This window comes from Phormidesmis priestleyi ULC007, assembly GCF_001895925.1.
Classification (GTDB): Bacteria; Cyanobacteriota; Cyanobacteriia; order Leptolyngbyales; family Leptolyngbyaceae; genus Phormidesmis_A; species Phormidesmis_A priestleyi_A.
Genome location: NZ_MPPI01000052.1, coordinates 1 through 15,792, shown reverse-complemented (window position 1 = coordinate 15,792; position 15,792 = coordinate 1). Strand labels below are relative to the sequence as shown.

The following is a 15,792-nucleotide window of genomic DNA, read 5'->3' as shown; positions in this document are numbered from 1 at the left end:
GACTTATCCCAAAAGCCGTTGTTCTAGCCAATCAAAAATTTGATTCAACTGGTTGAGGGTAACAAATCCGTATTGCCAAAGAATCATCGGTAACATTCCAGGCGTTTGTTCAGGATGTCGTAAAGCAAGCTGGAGATTCGCATCTGGAATCGCCAGATCGGTTTGCAAAAATTGCAGCAATTGAGTTAGTTCCTTAGATTCCATCATGGCTCCTCTGAATTCCATTGCCTTGAGATTAGGGAATAAGTTTGAGGAAGTTGTGAGAAACTGAAACCCTCTATTCTCAAACTTTTCAACTCGCCTCACAAGTTCCTCACATTTTTCTCCTAACTTCAACGTAGAGGTCAATGGTTTGATTGGGTGTCCTAGAAGCCAACTATTTACAGTAATTGTAAAGAGGGAAAAATATGTTTCACAAAATTCTGGTGGCGATCGACCGTTCCGAGCATAGTCATCAGGTTTTTGATCAAGCCCTTGATCTTGCAAAAGCAACAAATTCTAGTCTGATGCTATTGCACGTCTTGTCTAGTGAAGAGGAAGGCAGCCCCAACGTCTCTATGATTGGGTTGGACTACTACCCGACGATCGCTGGCGAAATTTCGGAAATGCACCAGAAGCAATGGGCAGACTATGAAAATCGGGGTTTGGAGATGCTGCGATCCTATGTAGAGCAAGCCGCTGCTGCGGACGTAAGCGCTGAATTCACCCAAAATTCTGGCAGTCCGGGTCGAACCATCTGCGAATTTGCTCGCACACGGGAGGCTAATCTAATTCTGATCGGTCGGCGGGGGCATTCTGGCTTGAATGAACTCTTGCTCGGCAGCGTGAGTAACTATGTGCTGCATCATGCTCCTTGTTCGGTTCTCACCGTGCAAGGTCAAGTTCGGGAGCCATCGGAGGTTACTCCTGACAAACAAGTTACAGCGGTGTCGTAGACACTTACCGATCATGACCACTCGTCAGCAAATTAGAAGTACTAAAGGGGTCTCACTCAAGCATCCCAGTGGAGACAAGCGTTTTCAGATACTAGACGCAACGATGAAACGGCATCAGTATCAACAAGATGCGTTAATTGAAATCCTGCACAAGGCGCAAGAACTGTTTGGCTATCTCGAAAACGATCTTTTGCTTTACGTTGCTCATAGCCTGAAGCTACCTCCCAGTAGGGTTTATGGCGTGGCGACGTTTTACCATCTGTTTTCTCTGGCACCCAAAGGCATCCATCGCTGTGTAGTGTGTACGGGAACTGCTTGCTATGTCAAAGGTGCAGCGGCATTGCTGGCAGCGGTTGAGCAATCTGCCCAGATTCATGCAGGTGAAACGACAGCGGACAATCAGCTTTCTCTCTCAATTGCCCGCTGTTTGGGAGCCTGTGGGATTGCCCCTGCCGTTGTGTTTGACGGAACAGTATGTGGTCATCAAACACCAGAGTTGGTTGGCGATCGTCTGAAGGAATATTTGGGAAAAGAGCAATAGGGAACAGGGAATCAATCACACAGCAATAATCAATCACTATGGATCTCTCTGAACTACTGGAAATTGCTGAACAGGAACGCCAATCTCAAAAAGCGTTGCAAATTCGGTGCTGTGTTGCGGCGGGTTGTCTCTCTTCTAATGCACTGGCGGTTAAAACTGGGTTGGAACAGGCAGTTACAGAAGCAGGGTTGACAGACACCGTGCAGGTTTCTGGTGTAGGGTGTATGCGGTTGTGCTGCCAAGGTCCACTGGTTCAGATTGATACTTCAGCAGAACTGGAGCATTCTGAAATTCTGTATGAAAAAGTGGCTCCCGATCAGGTTTCTGCAATCGTCGCAACCCTTCAATCCCAAACCCCTGCAAATACACCAACGACCCTCCAGCAGGGCGATCTCACTCAGCCATTTTTTACCCAGCAACGGACGATCGTCCTGGAAAACAGCGGCAAAATTGACCCAGAACGAATCGAAGCCTACATCGCTGCTGAGGGCTATCAGGCGCTTTACCACACCCTGTATGAGATGAAGCCAACAGACGTTATCAATGCGATTACCCACAGTGGGTTAAGGGGTCGAGGTGGAGGTGGTTATCCCACAGGTTTGAAATGGGCAACGGTGGCAAAGGCAACCGCAGAACGTAAATATGTGATCTGCAATGCGGATGAGGGTGATCCGGGGGCATTCATGGATCGCAGTGTGCTGGAAAGCGATCCGCATCGGGTGCTGGAAGGAATGGCGATCGCGGCTTATGCGATCGGGTCTACTCAAGGTTACATTTACGTCCGGGCTGAATATCCCTTAGCGATTAGTCGTTTGCAAATTGCCATTCGACAGGCGCAACGGTTGAAACTTTTAGGCAGTCAGGTGTTCGATTCTCCCTTCGACTTTCGGATTGATATTCGGATTGGCGCAGGAGCCTATGTCTGCGGAGAAGAAACGGCGCTGATGGCATCGATCGAAGGCAAGCGGGGCGTTCCCAGTCCGCGTCCTCCCTATCCAGCCGAACGGGGATTGTGGGGCTTCCCCACGTTAATCAACAATGTCGAAACCTTTGCTAATATTGCCCCCATTATCCGCCACGGAGCCGATTGGTTTGCCAGCATTGGCACCGAAAAAAGCAAAGGCACGAAAGTTTTCGCGCTGGCAGGCAAAATTCGCAATACGGGCCTGATTGAAGTGCCGATGGGAACGTCTTTGCGGCAAATTGTGGAGGAAATGGGGGGCGGCGTGCCCGATGGCGGGTCAGCAAAAGCGGTGCAAACGGGTGGACCTTCTGGCGGTTGCATTCCTGCCTCAGCCTTTGATACGCCAGTGGACTACGAATCGTTGACGCAGCTCGGCTCGATGATGGGGTCGGGTGGCATGATTGTGATGGATCAGACGACTAGCATGGTGGATGTGGCGCATTACTTTATGGAGTTTTGCCGAGATGAGTCTTGCGGCAAATGCATTCCCTGTCGAGTGGGCACTATGCAACTCCATCAATTGCTGACAAAGATTCGAGAAGGTCAAGCAACTGACGTTGATATGGAATTGCTCAAGGAACTGTGCGATATGGTAAAACACACGAGCCTGTGTGGGTTGGGTCAGTCTGCTCCAAACCCAGTTCTCAGCACCTTGCGCCACTTCGAGGATGAATATAGGACATTGATTGATAAACCGTGATGAGAGACAGCTTTAAGGTCTATTTCTTTTCTGAGGTAGGAGGGTTTAAAGGATGTTGAGAGAAACACAGTTGTGTACAAAGTGCTATAGAGAGTTTCTCTCATGGCAAATGTTGGGTGGGATATGTTCGGAGTGCAGAGAAGGAGAGGAGAAAAACAATAAAATTTCTCCACCACTAACACAAAAGACAAAAATCATACCACCACAGTCATGTGTTAAATGCAACACACTATTTTTCCAATCGGAAGTTTTGGACGGAGTGTGTCCTAAGTGCAGAGCACTAGAGTTGAAGAAAATTACTAAAAAAGAACCACTATAGATTTTTCAAGTCAAACCCCCTTGAAGTTCCAATTTTGATCTGCTGAAACTTACATCTTTAATGGAATAATTTATGGCTGTCAAAACCCTAACGATCGACGATCGCTTAGTCAGTGCCCGTGAAGAAGAAACCGTTCTGGATGCAGCACGGGAAGCGGGTATTCACATTCCTACGCTGTGCTATTTGGAGGGGGTTTCTGAGGTGGGGGCGTGTCGGCTTTGCCTGGTTGAGGTTGCGGGTAGTTCTAAACTTCAACCTGCCTGTGTCACTAAAGTGGCAGAGGGCATGGAGATTCAAACCAACACCGATCGCTTGCAAAATTATCGCCGCATAATTGTTGAAATGTTGTTTGCAGAGGGCAATCATGTTTGTTCTGTGTGTGTTGCCAATGGAAATTGTGAACTGCAAGATTTAGCGATCGAAATGGGAATGGATCATGTGCGACTGGAGTATCAATTTCCTGATCGCCAAGTGGATCTTTCCCACGATCGCTTTGGCATGGATCACAATCGCTGTGTATTGTGTACTCGCTGTGTTCGCGTTTGTGATGAACTGGAAGGCGTACATACCTGGGATATGGCGGGTCGGGGTTCTCAATCCCATGTGATTACAGATCTCAATCAACCCTGGGGCACGTCTCAAACCTGTACATCTTGCGGCAAATGTGTTGAAGCTTGTCCCACAGGGGCAATTTTTCATCAAGGTTCCAGTGTGGGTGAAATGGTGCACGATCGCGCCCGGATTGAATTTATTGCAACAGCTCGTCAAAAACAACAATGGTAGTCCTAAAAGAGGTAGTTAATATGTTACGACCGCATTTTCCCGAAACTTATCTGTGGATTATTTTATGGTTCATTTTTGCATTATTCCTCTTGATTGCAGAAGCCGCTCTCCTGCCTCAACCAGCCATTGCAATGGTGAACCAAATCAAGGAAGCTCTGGACATATTTTTGCTCCAGGCTACTCACTTCATTTAGTAGAAGCAGCAAGAAGTTGTTGCACAAGGATAACTGGAGGGAAATATGGCACGGATAAAATTCGCAACCGTTTGGCTAGGTGGCTGTTCCGGTTGCCATATGTCCTTTCTGGATTTGGACGAATGGCTGTTTGATTTGGCAGCCCAAGTTGACTTCGTTTATAGCCCGTTTATGGATGTTAAAGAGTATCCAGAAGGTGTGGATATAGTGCTGGTGGAAGGGGCGATCGCCAACGAAGATCACCTCGACATGATTCGCAAAGTCAGAGCACGATCGCGGTTGCTGATTTCCTTTGGCGATTGTGCGGTGACTGGCAACGTCACGGCTCTCCGCAACTCCCTTGGCAGTGCTGAACCTGTACTGCAACGATGCTACATCGAAGCGGCTGATCTTCATGCTCAGATTCCCACTGAGCCGGGAATTGTGCCGCCTTTGCTCGATCGGGTCACGCCTGTTCATACTGTTGTTCCGGTCGATGTTTACCTGCCTGGTTGTCCACCGCCCGCCGATCGGATTCGAGCTGCCCTGGAACCGCTATTAACAGGCAATATGCCTCATCTAGAAGGACAACAAATCAAATTCGGCTAAGGAGGAGGATTGATGTCTCAGCGAATTGTGATTGATCCGGTGACGCGGATTGAAGGACACGCCAAAATTACAATTTACCTGGATGATGTCGGGCAAGTCACCGATGCCCGCTTTCATGTCACAGAATTTCGCGGATTTGAAAAGTTTTGTGAGGGACGACCGCTGTGGGAAATGCCAGGCATTACAGCGCGGATTTGTGGCATTTGTCCCGTTAGCCACCTGCTGGCATCGGCTAAGGCGGGCGATCGCATTCTGGCAGTCACGATTCCCCCCGCAGCGGTCAAGCTACGCCGCTTAATGAATTTGGCACAAATCATCCAGTCCCATGCCCTCAGCTTCTTTCACCTCAGCGCACCCGATTTGTTGCTGGGCATGGAAAGTGATCCCCAAACGCGCAATATCTTTGGGTTAATGGCGGCTAACCCTGATTTAGCACGGGGCGGCATTCGCCTCCGTCAGTTTGGACAAGAGATTATTGAACAATTAGGGGGACGCAAAATTCATCCCGCTTGGGCGGTTCCTGGTGGAGTGCGAGAACCCTTGTCTGAAGAGGGACGGACTCATATCCGCGATCGCATTCCAGAAGTCCGCACCACTGCCCTGAATGCTCTAGAACAATTTAAGCAATTGCTTCAGACTCACGAACGCGAAGCCCAAACCTTTGGCAATTTTCCCTCTCTGTTTATGGGATTGGTCACACCCGATGGCTTATGGGAGCATTACGACGGTTATCTTCGCTTTGTCGATAGTGCCGGAAACATTGTCGCTGACCGCCTCGATCCCGCTCGCTACCAGGAATTTATTGGCGAAGCGGTGGAATCGGATTCCTACTTGAAATCCCCCTACTACCGTCCCTTGGGCTACCCCGACCAGAACGATCACTGTCGGCTAGACAGCGGTATCTATCGCGTAGGCCCCCTGGCACGGCTAAATATTTGCACCCAGATTGGGACACCCCTAGCGGATCAAGAACTGCGGGAATTTCGCGATCGCGGTCATGGCACCGTTACATCTTCATTCTTCTACCACTACGCCCGTTTGATTGAGATTTTGGGCGCGATCGAGAAAATTGAACAAACGATCGATGATCCAGACTTACTCTCAACGCATTTAAGAGCCGATGCAGGCATTAATCAACGGTCAGGTGTGGGAGTCAGCGAAGCCCCACGCGGTACGTTATTTCATCACTATCAGGTAGACGAAAACGGGCTAATGCAGAAAGTGAATCTAGTGATTGCCACCGGACAAAACAACCTGGCAATGAACCGAACTGTGGCGCAGATCGCCCGCCATTTCATCCACGGTTCTGATATCCCGGAAGGAATGCTAAACCGAGTGGAAGCCGGAATTCGCGCTTTTGACCCCTGCCTCAGTTGCTCCACCCACGCTGCTGGGCAGATGCCGCTCCATGTTCAACTGGTTGGTGCTGATGGCACGCTGCTCAACGAAACCTGGCGAGATTAATGATTCATTTTTTATAAACCCTCACAAGTTCATCAAATTGTTTTCCTAACCTCAAAGTGGAGCCAATAGGTCGATCGCTCCTCAGGAAATTATCAGGAACACATCATGGACTGCCACCTAGCCGCTACACTCAAAAGCTTGCACCGATCGATTCTAGTGATTGGTTACGGCAGTCCGCTCCGCAGTGATGATGGCGTAGGGCAGGAGATTGCTCAACAGATTGCAACTTGGGGAATGCCGAATGTGAAGGCGATCGCCGTTCACCAACTGACCCCCGAATTGGTTGAATTGCTGGCAAAGGTTGATATCGCCATTTTTATTGATGCTTATCCTGCCACCGCAGACCAAGAGATCCAAGTTCGCCTACTGGAGCCTGCTGATGGCATCACATCAGGACATTGGTGTGAACCGCAGGTGTTGCTGGCAATGACACAGGCGCTCTATAGCAAACATCCCCAGGCGTGGTGGGTGATGGTGCCGGGGATAAATTTTGAGTTGGGAGAGTGCTTTTCTGTGGTTGCGAATCAGGGCATGGAAGCAGCACTCCAGGAAATTGAACAGTTAATGCAATCAATGAGGACAGAATCATGCATGAAGTTGGGATGATGCAAAGTATTTTAGAGCGGGCTGTGGAACGTGCCAAACAGGAAGGCGCTCACCATATTGACGGAGTGCATATGCGAGTGGGTGCGGCTTCTGGAGTTGTACCCGACTCTTTGGAATTTGCGTTTGAAATTGCGAAAAAAGGCACGATCGCAGAAGATGCTCGGCTCGAAACAGAGCTAGTTCCTGTGGTCTGTTACTGTGCCAATTGCCAGCTTGAATTTCAACCCACAGATTTACTGTATGAATGTCCTGAGTGTCACCAGCCCAATTGCGAGGTGAAACAAGGACAAGAGTTTGAATTGGCATTTCTCGATGTGTCTTGAGGAGGGGTGATGCCCGAAACATTTAAGTCAGCGATGGACAAAGCCTACGATATCTTGCGGACTGAGCATCAACCTCTAAAAGCCATCTTTGCACCAAAAAGTGTGGCGGTGATTGGGGCGACCGATCGGGTTGGCAGTGTCGGGCGAACAGTGCTCTGGAATCTGATCAGCCACACTTTTGGTGGCACAGTATTTCCAGTCAATCCTAAGAGACATAGTGTGCTGGGGATTCAGGCATATCCCACCGTTAGCAGCATTCCTGAACCCGTTGATCTGGCGATCGTAGTTGTGCCTGCTCCCGGCGTTCCTGATGTGATTACGGAATGCGTAGAAGCAAAGGTCAAAGGCGCGATCATCATCTCGGCGGGATTCAAGGAATCGGGGGCAACGGGGGCGGCATTAGAAGCGCAAATTTTGGAACGGGCACGGCGGGGTAATTTACGCATTATTGGTCCAAATTGTCTGGGCGTGATGAATCCACTTACGGGTTTGAATGCCACCTTTGCAGGAGCAATGGCGCGTCCTGGCAATGTGGGCTTTATTAGCCAGAGTGGGGCACTGTGTACCGCCATTTTAGACTGGAGTTTGCGGGAGAATGTGGGCTTCAGTGCGTTTGTGTCAGTGGGTTCCATGCTGGATGTGGGCTGGGGTGATTTGATCGATTATTTGGGCGACGATCCGCACACCCACAGCATCGTGATTTACATGGAGTCGATCGCCAATGCCCGTTCGTTTCTCTCCGCAGCGCGGGAAGTTGCCCTCACCAAACCGATTATTGTGCTGAAGGCAGGTCGCACTACCGCCGCTGCCAAAGCCGCCACGTCCCACACCGGAGCTTTAGCGGGGAGTGATGGGGTGCTGGATGCTGCCTTCCATCGCTGTGGGGTTCTGCGAGTTGACACCATTTCTGACTTGTTTGATAGGGCAGAAGTGCTGGCAAAACAACCCCGTCCGCAAGGATCGCGCTTAACGATTTTGACCAATGCCGGAGGTCCAGGCGTACTCGCTACTGATGCGCTGATTGCTGCTGGCGGAGAACTGGCGGAACTATCGGAGGAAGCGATCGCCCACTTGAATCAAGTCCTGCCCACACACTGGAGTCATGACAACCCGATCGATATTCTCGGTGACGCTGATCCACAGCGCTATGCAAAAGCACTGGAAATTGCTGCTCAAGATCCCAACAGTGATGGCTTGTTGACCATTCTCACGCCGCAAGCGATGACCGATCCTACACAAACAGCCGAGCAGTTGAAAGCCTATGTCGAAACTACACAAACCTCTACAGCATCTCTAAAACATAAACCGATCTTGGCAAGTTGGATGGGCGGAGCCGATGTGGCAGCAGGGGAGGCAATTCTCAACCAGGCTGGCATTCCCACCTATGCCTATCCCGATGCAGCCGCACGAGTGTTCAGCGACATGTGGCGCTACAGCTATAACCTGCGAGGCATCTACGAAACGCCTACATTAGCTGGATTAGATGCAGAAATTCCCGATCTCTTCGAGATACCCGCAAGGGGTCGCCCCTTGGTAGAAACCATCATCCAAACCGCTCGTCAAGCCGATCGCACCCTACTAACCGAAGCCGAATCTAAACAAATTCTCCATGCTTACGGCATTCCTGTCGTTCAAACCTGTGTTGCCCAGAGTGAAGAGGATGCAGTGCATTGTGCAGATGCGATCGGCTATCCGGTTGTGCTGAAATTGCTCTCACAAACCATCACCCACAAATCAGATGTGGGTGGCGTGAAGTTGAATCTTGCCGATGCTGATGCTGTTAGAAAAGCATATCAAAACATTGAAGCGGCTGTTGTTGCTGATCCCGCCTCCTTCATTGGCGTTACCGTTCAGCCAATGGTTAAACTCGACGGCTATGAACTGATCATGGGTAGCAGTCTGGATGATCAGTTGGGACCTGTCGTGTTGTTTGGATCGGGTGGACAACTGGTAGAAGTGTTTGAAGACCGGGCGATCGCTCTACCGCCACTCAACACCACACTGGCGCGACGGATGATGGAACAAACCCACATCTATCGGGCACTCAAAGGCGTTCGCGGACGACCAGCAGTTGATTTAGCCGCATTAGAGCAACTATTGGTGCGCTTCAGTCAACTTGTCGTCGAGCAACGGTGGATCAAAGAAATTGATATCAATCCCTTACTAGCCAGAAGCCAGGAGTCGGCTCCATTCATCGCTCTGGATGCTCGCATCGTTTTGCATGGACTGGATATTCACCTGGATCAGTTACCCAGGCTGGCAATTCGCCCTTATCCCACGCAATACCTTTCTGCTTGGACAATGAAGGATGGCACCTTCCTCACCATTCGTCCCATTCGTCCTGAAGATGAACCGCTGATGATTCAGTTCCACAAAACACTGTCTGAACAAAGCGTTTATTTTCGCTATTTTCATCTGATTAAACTCAGTCAACGCACGGCTCACGATCGCCTGACGCGACTCTGTTTTATTGATTACGATCGCGAGATGGCGTTGGTGGCTGACTATACTCATCCAGATACCGAAGCGCATGAAATTCTGGCAGTTGCCCGACTCAGCAAACTGCACGGCACCAATGAGGCAGAATTTGCGCTCCTGGTCAGCGATCGCTACCAGTGTCAGGGATTAGGCACAGAACTGCTGAAACGTTTGCTCCAAGTGGGTCAGGATGAACAGCTAGAACACATTCATGCCGAAATTCTGGCTGATAATTCTGCGATGCAGCGAGTCTGTGAAAAGTTAGGATTTAGCCTGCGATCGATCGAAGCAGGCGTGATGCAAGCAACGATTGAGGTACAACAAATCACACGATGAATATTGTATTCCAGCAACGATTACATCTCGTGATTCAGGGAGCTGTTCAAGGGGTCGGCTTTCGTCCCTTTATCTATCGGTTAGCGGCTGATTTAGGGTTAACGGGTTGGGTCAATAATTCTGCTCAAGGTGTCGTGATTGACATTGAAGGAGTGAGATCGCAGCTCGATACATTTCTGCACCGACTTAATCAAGAAAAACCATCGCGATCGCACATTCAAAGTTTAGAATCCTCATGGTTTGATCCAGTTGGTTATTCTATTTTTGAAATTCGCAAAAGTGTTGTGGGTGAGAAAACAGCTATTGTTCTGCCCGACATCGCCACTTGTCCAGAGTGCCTTCAGGAGATCTTTGACCCTACAAATCGCCGCTATCGCTATCCCTTCACCAACTGTACGAATTGTGGTCCTCGCTTCAGCATCCTTGACGCGCTTCCCTACGATCGCTCTAACACAACGATGCAGTACTTCAAAGTGTGCAGAGATTGTCAAATAGAGTACGGAAATCCTGGCGATCGGCGGTTTCATGCCCAGCCCAATGCCTGTCCGCAGTGCGGACCTCATCTACAATTGTGGAATCCATCCGGTGAAATCGCGTCTCACGACAATGCTTTGAAGATAGCAGCAGATGCAATTCGCCAGGGCAAGATTGTGGCGATCAAAGGCTTGGGTGGATTTCATTTAATGGTTGATGCTCGTAATGAGACAGCAATTCAGCGATTGCGGCAAGCAAAACAACGAGCCGCTAAACCCTTTGCATTGATGTATCCTTCCCTGGAGTTAATCAAGGCTGATTGCGAAGTCTCAGAGTTAGAAGAACAGTTGTTGCGATCGCCCGAAGCTCCGATTGTTCTCTTAAAACACTCCAAAACCCAAACTCTCAACGCTAAAATTGCCCCATCTGTTGCCCCCCACAATCCGTATCTAGGCATCATGTTGCCCTACACGCCCTTACATCACCTACTGATGGCTGATGTGGGTTTTCCTATTGTGGCAACCAGTGGCAATCTTGCCGATGAACCCATTTGCACCGATGAACAGGAAGCCATCCAACGGCTCGGAACCATTGCTGATTTGTTTCTTATTCATAATCGTGAGATCGCCCGTCCAATTGATGATTCCATTGTTCGAGTGGTGATGGAACAGAAAGTGGTATTGCGTCGTGCGCGGGGCTATGCGCCGTTGCCGATTTCAATTCATTCAAAATCCAAAATCCTGTCCGTTGGCGCACATTTAAAGAATACGATCGCCTTTTCAACCAATCAGCAGGTCTTTGTCAGTCAGCACATTGGCGATTTGGAGACAGTTCCGGCATTTGAGGCGTTTCAACAAACGATCGCTAGTTTTCAACAGATCTATGAACTGCAACCGACTGCGATCGCCTGCGATTTACATCCCGATTATCGCTCTACACAGTTCGCTCATCAACTTGCTAATCAATTGCAGATTCCGGTTATCCCCGTTCAACATCACTACGCTCATATCCTCTCCTGTATGGCAGAGCATCAGCTTGAGGGTTCCGTTTTAGGCATTGCCTGGGATGGCACAGGCTACGGATCGGATGGCACTCTCTGGGGTGGTGAATTTCTGCACATCACCGATACGACCTTTAGGCGGGTTGCTCACCTGCGTTCGTTCCATCTGCCTGGAGGAGATAAAGCCGTTAAAGAACCGAGGCGATCGGCGATCGGATTGCTTTACGAGCTGTATGGTGATCAGGTGTTTGAGATGAAGGCACTTGACTCTATACAAACATTCTCAGATCAAGAATTAAAAATCTTGAAAACTATGCTGAACAAGAATCTCAATGCTCCAATTACATCCAGTGCCGGACGCTTGTTTGATGCGATCGCTTCAATCCTCGGATTGCGTCAATACATCCAATTTGAAGGGCAGGCAGCGATGGAATTAGAGTTTGCGATCGAGGGCTTTGAAACCGATGAATCCTATCCATTTGAAATTCAATCAACCAGATCTCCGACTTCTCCAAAGAAGTCGGAGATCTTAGATTGGGCAGCGATGGTACGGAGAATCTTAATTGATAGTCGATCAGGTCTATCGATCAGCAATATCTCAGCCAAGTTTCATAACACACTGGTTGAGATGATAGTAGCGATCGCGAACCGAGTTGGAGAAGAGCGAGTCGTTCTTACAGGCGGCTGTTTTCAAAACAAATATCTAACCGAACGCGCCATTCAACGATTGAGAGCAGAAGGATTTCGACCCTACTGGCACCAGAAGATTCCAGCCAACGATGGCGGCATTGCATTGGGTCAAATCATGGCAGCGCTACGGGAAATTTCAGGAGGTAAAGAACGATGTGTTTAGCAGTTCCAGGAAAAATTATCGGCATCCACAATCAGGACGATCCATTGCTGCGGACTGGTAGAGTCAGCTTTGGAGGCGTAATTAAAGAAGTCAGTCTTGCCTATGTGCCTGAAGCAAAAATCGATGATTATGCGATCGTCCATGTGGGCTTTGCCCTCAGTATTCTTGACCCTCAAGAAGCAGAACGAACATTGAGGTACTTAGAGCAAATTCAGACCTGATCGTGCAATGAAGCGCGATCGATATCGATTATCATAACGCCCCTGTTGAGCGGCGATAACAGCCCTGAATAGAAGCAAGAAAACTCTGCTCGCCACTCCAACAGGATTGTTAGACCACTAATCCTCCTAATAAGGCAATAGCCAAGCATTGATACGAAGGCACTAAGGTTCTTTGGGGTAAAGAACAGTAAGCTTCAATAAAGCTGCTAACGGCTTGAGTAATATAGATAAAATCGAGTTTTGAAGTATCTTAGATTTCTGGATAACCTGAGCTATGCTAGGTGAAAAGCAATAGTAAAATTGGACTAATTTTTTGCCAAAGAACGAAGGCAACAAAATTTTGTCTCTGAATTTGTAGAATGTGCTTAAAGTTTCTGTGTCTGCGTTACAGGCAGTAGCAATAAAGCATGAGCCGTTGTTTGAGGGGACATAGTTCGTCCGTCCATCAAAAATGAGAGGGTCTACGAGAGGTTTTGGACGAATTATAAGTTGTCCGCAGTGTGGACAATATTCGTTGGGTATCGCTTCCGAATGAATATCAATTTTTATTGGAGGATCAATTTGCCGCGGATATTCAGGTGGAGTAGGAGTAAACCCCTTTGGGGCTTTTATGTAATTAGGGATTGAAGGATCTATATAGTTGGGAATCGGTTGTATTAGCGAGACTCCGCAATGAGGACAATAGCGAAAGTTTGAAGATATAGATTGTTTACAGTGAGGGCAATCTCGAAAGAGGGGTACTTGATATTTGTCAGACGTGTAGGATGGCATAATCACTCCTTTTCTTCTTACCCAGATTATGGGAGATAAATTTGAAGAACTTGTGAGTAGACCCAAAAACCTGACAATTCTTCAGCAGATTTTAGAATCTGGCTTCAACCCGTCAGGCTAACTATTAATAGACTGAAAGCTTCCGCCTAAGATCCCGTAGTGGGTGAATAGGCAGAAGGATTCGGCATAACGCCCCAAATTTAGCACTTCGGTAGAATCTTTCTCCATAATGTGCTGCTGAAGGTGAATAGGCAGAATCTTTTCATATATTTTCATATTCATTACGGAGACGATCGGATGTGCTATTAAGCGCACCGTATATCGCTCCTCTCCACTCGTGATGCAAGAACGCCCAAAGAAATTGTCTGATTCCTCACAAGTTCCTCAAACTGTTTACCTAACCTCAATGCTATAGCCAATCATTGGGACTCTATGGTTATGGCAAATTCTAAGCTGAGAACTGTTGCAACCATTGATGCTAACGAAGCCGTTGCTCAAGTTGCCTATCAACTGAATGAAGTGATAGCTATTTATCCCATCACGCCTTCTACGCCAATGGCTGAAGGGGCAGATGTCTGGGCTTCTGAGAACAAGCCAAACCTCTGGGGCACTATTCCTGCTGTGGTTGAAATGCAGAGCGAAGCAGGGGTTGCTGGAACCATTCACGGAGCCTTGCAGACGGGTGCATTGACGACAACCTTCACTGCATCCCAGGGATTGTTGCTGATGATCCCAAATATGTACAAGATTGCCGGAGAACTCACCCCGACCGTGTTTCATGTGGCAGCGCGATCGCTGGCAGCACAGGCACTTTCTATCTTTGGCGACCATAGTGATGTGATGGCGGTTCGTGCTACTGGGTTTGCTATGCTTTGCTCTGCTTCTGTGCAAGAGGCGCAAGATTTTGCTCTGATTGCTCAAGCCGCCACGCTGCGATCCAGAATTCCCTTCCTGCACTTTTTTGATGGCTTCCGCACGTCTCATGAAATTGCAAAAATCGAGTTGTTAGAGCAGGAGGATTTGAGATCGCTGATTGATGAAGATTTGATTCACGCGCATCGATCGCGGGCACTGTCTCCTGATCATCCCGTCCTGCGAGGAACAGCCCAAAATCCAGATGTCTATTTTCAGGCACGGGAAACGGTCAATTCATACTACGCAGATTGTCCAGACATCGTGCAAACTGCGATGGAGCAATTAGGGCAATTAACGGGGAGATCCTATCACCTGTTTGATTATCACGGTGTACCCGATGCCGAACGGGTAATTGTGTTGATGGGGTCGGGTTGCGAAGCAGTTCATGAAACGGTTGATTACCTGAATGCCCGTGGTGAAAAAGTCGGTGTGGTGAAAGTGCGGCTGTATCGTCCCTTTGATGTCAAACGATTTGTTGAGGTGTTGCCTGAGAGTGTGAAGGCGATCGCTGTTCTCGATCGCACTAAAGAACCCGGTAGCACAGGCGAACCGTTATACCTGGATGTGGTCAACGCTATTTATGAAACAAATTCAACACTCAAAGCTCAAAACTCAAAATTAATTATCGGCGGTCGCTACGGACTATCTTCCAAAGAATTTACACCTGCGATGATCAAAGGTGTATTTGATCATCTGACAGCCGCTAGTCCAAAAAACCATTTCACAGTGGGAATCAATGATGATGTCACCCACACTAGCCTGGACTATGATTCAGGATTTTCGATCGAATCAGATAAGGTCATTCGCGCTATCTTTTACGGACTGGGTTCGGACGGCACAGTTGGAGCTAACAAAAACTCAATTAAGATCATTGGTGAAGAAACGGACAACTACGCTCAGGGATACTTTGTTTATGACTCCAAAAAATCAGGTTCCGTTACCATTTCTCACCTACGGTTTGGCTCACAACCGATTCGCTCATCCTATCTGATTAGTTGTGCAAACTTTGTCGCCTGTCACCAGTCAGCATTCCTGGAACGGTTTGATATGCTTCAGCATGTTGTTGCAGGTGGAACCTTCTTGTTGAATACTCCGTACAACACTGAGGAAGTGTGGGAACATCTACCCCAACCCATGCAGCAGCAAATCGTTGAGCAACATCTGAAGTTTTACATTATTAATGCCAATAAAGTTGCCCACAACAATGGCATGGGTGGGCACATCAACACTGTGATGGGGGTGCGACCTCTACTTGATTTAATCATTCAATCATGATATTACCTCAGTGATGCAACCAAGAGGGGTGAGTATGAGCGCTCAATTGTTA

At 48.5% G+C, this 15,792-nt stretch carries 14 protein-coding genes; 12 read left to right on the top strand and 2 right to left on the bottom strand.

Going from position 1 to position 15,792, the window contains the following annotated elements; all coding sequences use genetic code 11:
* Nucleotides 1-3: 3 nt before the first annotated feature.
* Nucleotides 4-204 carry a DUF2949 domain-containing protein gene (locus tag BRW63_RS24325; protein ID WP_073070991.1) on the bottom strand — a complete coding sequence of 67 codons (201 nt, stop codon included), beginning with the start codon at nucleotides 202-204 and terminating at the stop codon, nucleotides 4-6.
* Between the two features lie 203 nt (nucleotides 205-407).
* On the opposite strand from BRW63_RS24325, the gene BRW63_RS24320 reads away from it, so the two are divergent.
* The 11 genes from BRW63_RS24320 to BRW63_RS24265 all read left to right on the top strand — a co-directional run bounded on the left by BRW63_RS24320 (nucleotide 408) and on the right by BRW63_RS24265 (nucleotide 12,779).
* A complete protein-coding gene (locus BRW63_RS24320; protein WP_073070989.1) occupies nucleotides 408-935 on the top strand; it encodes a universal stress protein in 528 nt (175 codons plus the stop codon).
* 13 nt (nucleotides 936-948) lie between these two features.
* Nucleotides 949-1,476 carry a bidirectional hydrogenase complex protein HoxE gene (gene hoxE, locus BRW63_RS24315; RefSeq protein ID WP_073070987.1) on the top strand — a complete coding sequence of 176 codons (528 nt, stop codon included), beginning with the start codon at nucleotides 949-951 and terminating at the stop codon, nucleotides 1,474-1,476.
* Nucleotides 1,477-1,514: 38 nt separating this feature from the next.
* Nucleotides 1,515-3,140, top strand: coding sequence for a NuoF family protein (locus tag BRW63_RS24310; RefSeq protein WP_073070986.1), 1,626 nt, complete (start codon nucleotides 1,515-1,517; stop codon nucleotides 3,138-3,140).
* 391 nt (nucleotides 3,141-3,531) lie between these two features.
* Complete coding sequence (gene hoxU, locus BRW63_RS24305) at nucleotides 3,532-4,242, top strand: bidirectional hydrogenase complex protein HoxU (protein ID WP_073070984.1); 711 nt, start codon at nucleotides 3,532-3,534, stop codon at nucleotides 4,240-4,242.
* Between the two features lie 239 nt (nucleotides 4,243-4,481).
* On the top strand, nucleotides 4,482-5,024 hold the full coding sequence (locus tag BRW63_RS24295; protein WP_073070980.1) for an NADH-quinone oxidoreductase subunit B family protein: 543 nt from the start codon (nucleotides 4,482-4,484) through the stop codon (nucleotides 5,022-5,024).
* Nucleotides 5,025-5,036: 12 nt separating this feature from the next.
* Complete coding sequence (locus BRW63_RS24290) at nucleotides 5,037-6,488, top strand: Ni/Fe hydrogenase subunit alpha (RefSeq protein ID WP_073070978.1); 1,452 nt, start codon at nucleotides 5,037-5,039, stop codon at nucleotides 6,486-6,488.
* Between the two features lie 105 nt (nucleotides 6,489-6,593).
* A complete protein-coding gene (locus BRW63_RS24285; RefSeq protein ID WP_083582849.1) occupies nucleotides 6,594-7,094 on the top strand; it encodes a hydrogenase maturation protease in 501 nt (166 codons plus the stop codon).
* Nucleotides 7,076-7,417 carry a hydrogenase maturation nickel metallochaperone HypA gene (gene hypA, locus BRW63_RS24280; protein WP_073070976.1) on the top strand — a complete coding sequence of 114 codons (342 nt, stop codon included), beginning with the start codon at nucleotides 7,076-7,078 and terminating at the stop codon, nucleotides 7,415-7,417. Before BRW63_RS24285 ends, hypA begins: the two co-directional genes overlap by 19 nt.
* Before the next feature lie 9 nt (nucleotides 7,418-7,426).
* Nucleotides 7,427-10,231, top strand: coding sequence for a bifunctional acetate--CoA ligase family protein/GNAT family N-acetyltransferase (locus BRW63_RS24275; RefSeq protein ID WP_073070975.1), 2,805 nt, complete (start codon nucleotides 7,427-7,429; stop codon nucleotides 10,229-10,231).
* On the top strand, nucleotides 10,228-12,558 hold the full coding sequence (gene hypF, locus BRW63_RS24270; protein WP_073070973.1) for a carbamoyltransferase HypF: 2,331 nt from the start codon (nucleotides 10,228-10,230) through the stop codon (nucleotides 12,556-12,558). The genes BRW63_RS24275 and hypF overlap by 4 nt, the downstream gene beginning before the upstream one ends.
* Nucleotides 12,549-12,779, top strand: coding sequence for a HypC/HybG/HupF family hydrogenase formation chaperone (locus BRW63_RS24265; protein WP_073070971.1), 231 nt, complete (start codon nucleotides 12,549-12,551; stop codon nucleotides 12,777-12,779). Before hypF ends, BRW63_RS24265 begins: the two co-directional genes overlap by 10 nt.
* 162 nt (nucleotides 12,780-12,941) lie before the next feature.
* Here the strand turns inward: BRW63_RS24265 and BRW63_RS30065 are convergent, their stop codons facing one another.
* Entirely contained in the window at nucleotides 12,942-13,550 is a 609-nt protein-coding gene (locus BRW63_RS30065) for a zinc ribbon domain-containing protein (RefSeq protein ID WP_073070969.1), read from the bottom strand.
* Nucleotides 13,551-13,988: 438 nt separating this feature from the next.
* On the opposite strand from BRW63_RS30065, the gene nifJ reads away from it, so the two are divergent.
* Nucleotides 13,989-15,740, top strand: coding sequence for a pyruvate:ferredoxin (flavodoxin) oxidoreductase (nifJ, locus tag BRW63_RS24255; RefSeq protein ID WP_083582847.1), 1,752 nt, complete (start codon nucleotides 13,989-13,991; stop codon nucleotides 15,738-15,740).
* Nucleotides 15,741-15,792: the final 52 nt, after the last annotated feature.

Bases quoted from the DNA above. Each gene is read 5' to 3' on its own strand.
- BRW63_RS24290 (WP_073070978.1), top strand. From the start codon at position 5,037: ATGTCTCAGCGAATTGTGATTGATCCGGTGACGCGGATTGAAGGACAC.
- BRW63_RS24320 (WP_073070989.1), top strand. From the start codon at position 408: ATGTTTCACAAAATTCTGGTGGCGATCGACCGTTCCGAGCATAGTCAT.
- BRW63_RS24265 (WP_073070971.1), top strand. From the start codon at position 12,549: ATGTGTTTAGCAGTTCCAGGAAAAATTATCGGCATCCACAATCAGGAC.
- BRW63_RS24310 (WP_073070986.1), top strand. From the start codon at position 1,515: ATGGATCTCTCTGAACTACTGGAAATTGCTGAACAGGAACGCCAATCT.
- hoxE (WP_073070987.1), top strand. From the start codon at position 949: ATGACCACTCGTCAGCAAATTAGAAGTACTAAAGGGGTCTCACTCAAG.
- hypF (WP_073070973.1), top strand. From the start codon at position 10,228: ATGAATATTGTATTCCAGCAACGATTACATCTCGTGATTCAGGGAGCT.
- BRW63_RS24325 (WP_073070991.1), bottom strand. From the start codon at position 204: ATGGAATCTAAGGAACTAACTCAATTGCTGCAATTTTTGCAAACCGAT.
- BRW63_RS24285 (WP_083582849.1), top strand. From the start codon at position 6,594: ATGGACTGCCACCTAGCCGCTACACTCAAAAGCTTGCACCGATCGATT.
- BRW63_RS24295 (WP_073070980.1), top strand. From the start codon at position 4,482: ATGGCACGGATAAAATTCGCAACCGTTTGGCTAGGTGGCTGTTCCGGT.
- hypA (WP_073070976.1), top strand. From the start codon at position 7,076: ATGCATGAAGTTGGGATGATGCAAAGTATTTTAGAGCGGGCTGTGGAA.
- hoxU (WP_073070984.1), top strand. From the start codon at position 3,532: ATGGCTGTCAAAACCCTAACGATCGACGATCGCTTAGTCAGTGCCCGT.
- nifJ (WP_083582847.1), top strand. From the start codon at position 13,989: ATGGCAAATTCTAAGCTGAGAACTGTTGCAACCATTGATGCTAACGAA.
- BRW63_RS30065 (WP_073070969.1), bottom strand. From the start codon at position 13,550: ATGCCATCCTACACGTCTGACAAATATCAAGTACCCCTCTTTCGAGAT.
- BRW63_RS24275 (WP_073070975.1), top strand. From the start codon at position 7,427: ATGCCCGAAACATTTAAGTCAGCGATGGACAAAGCCTACGATATCTTG.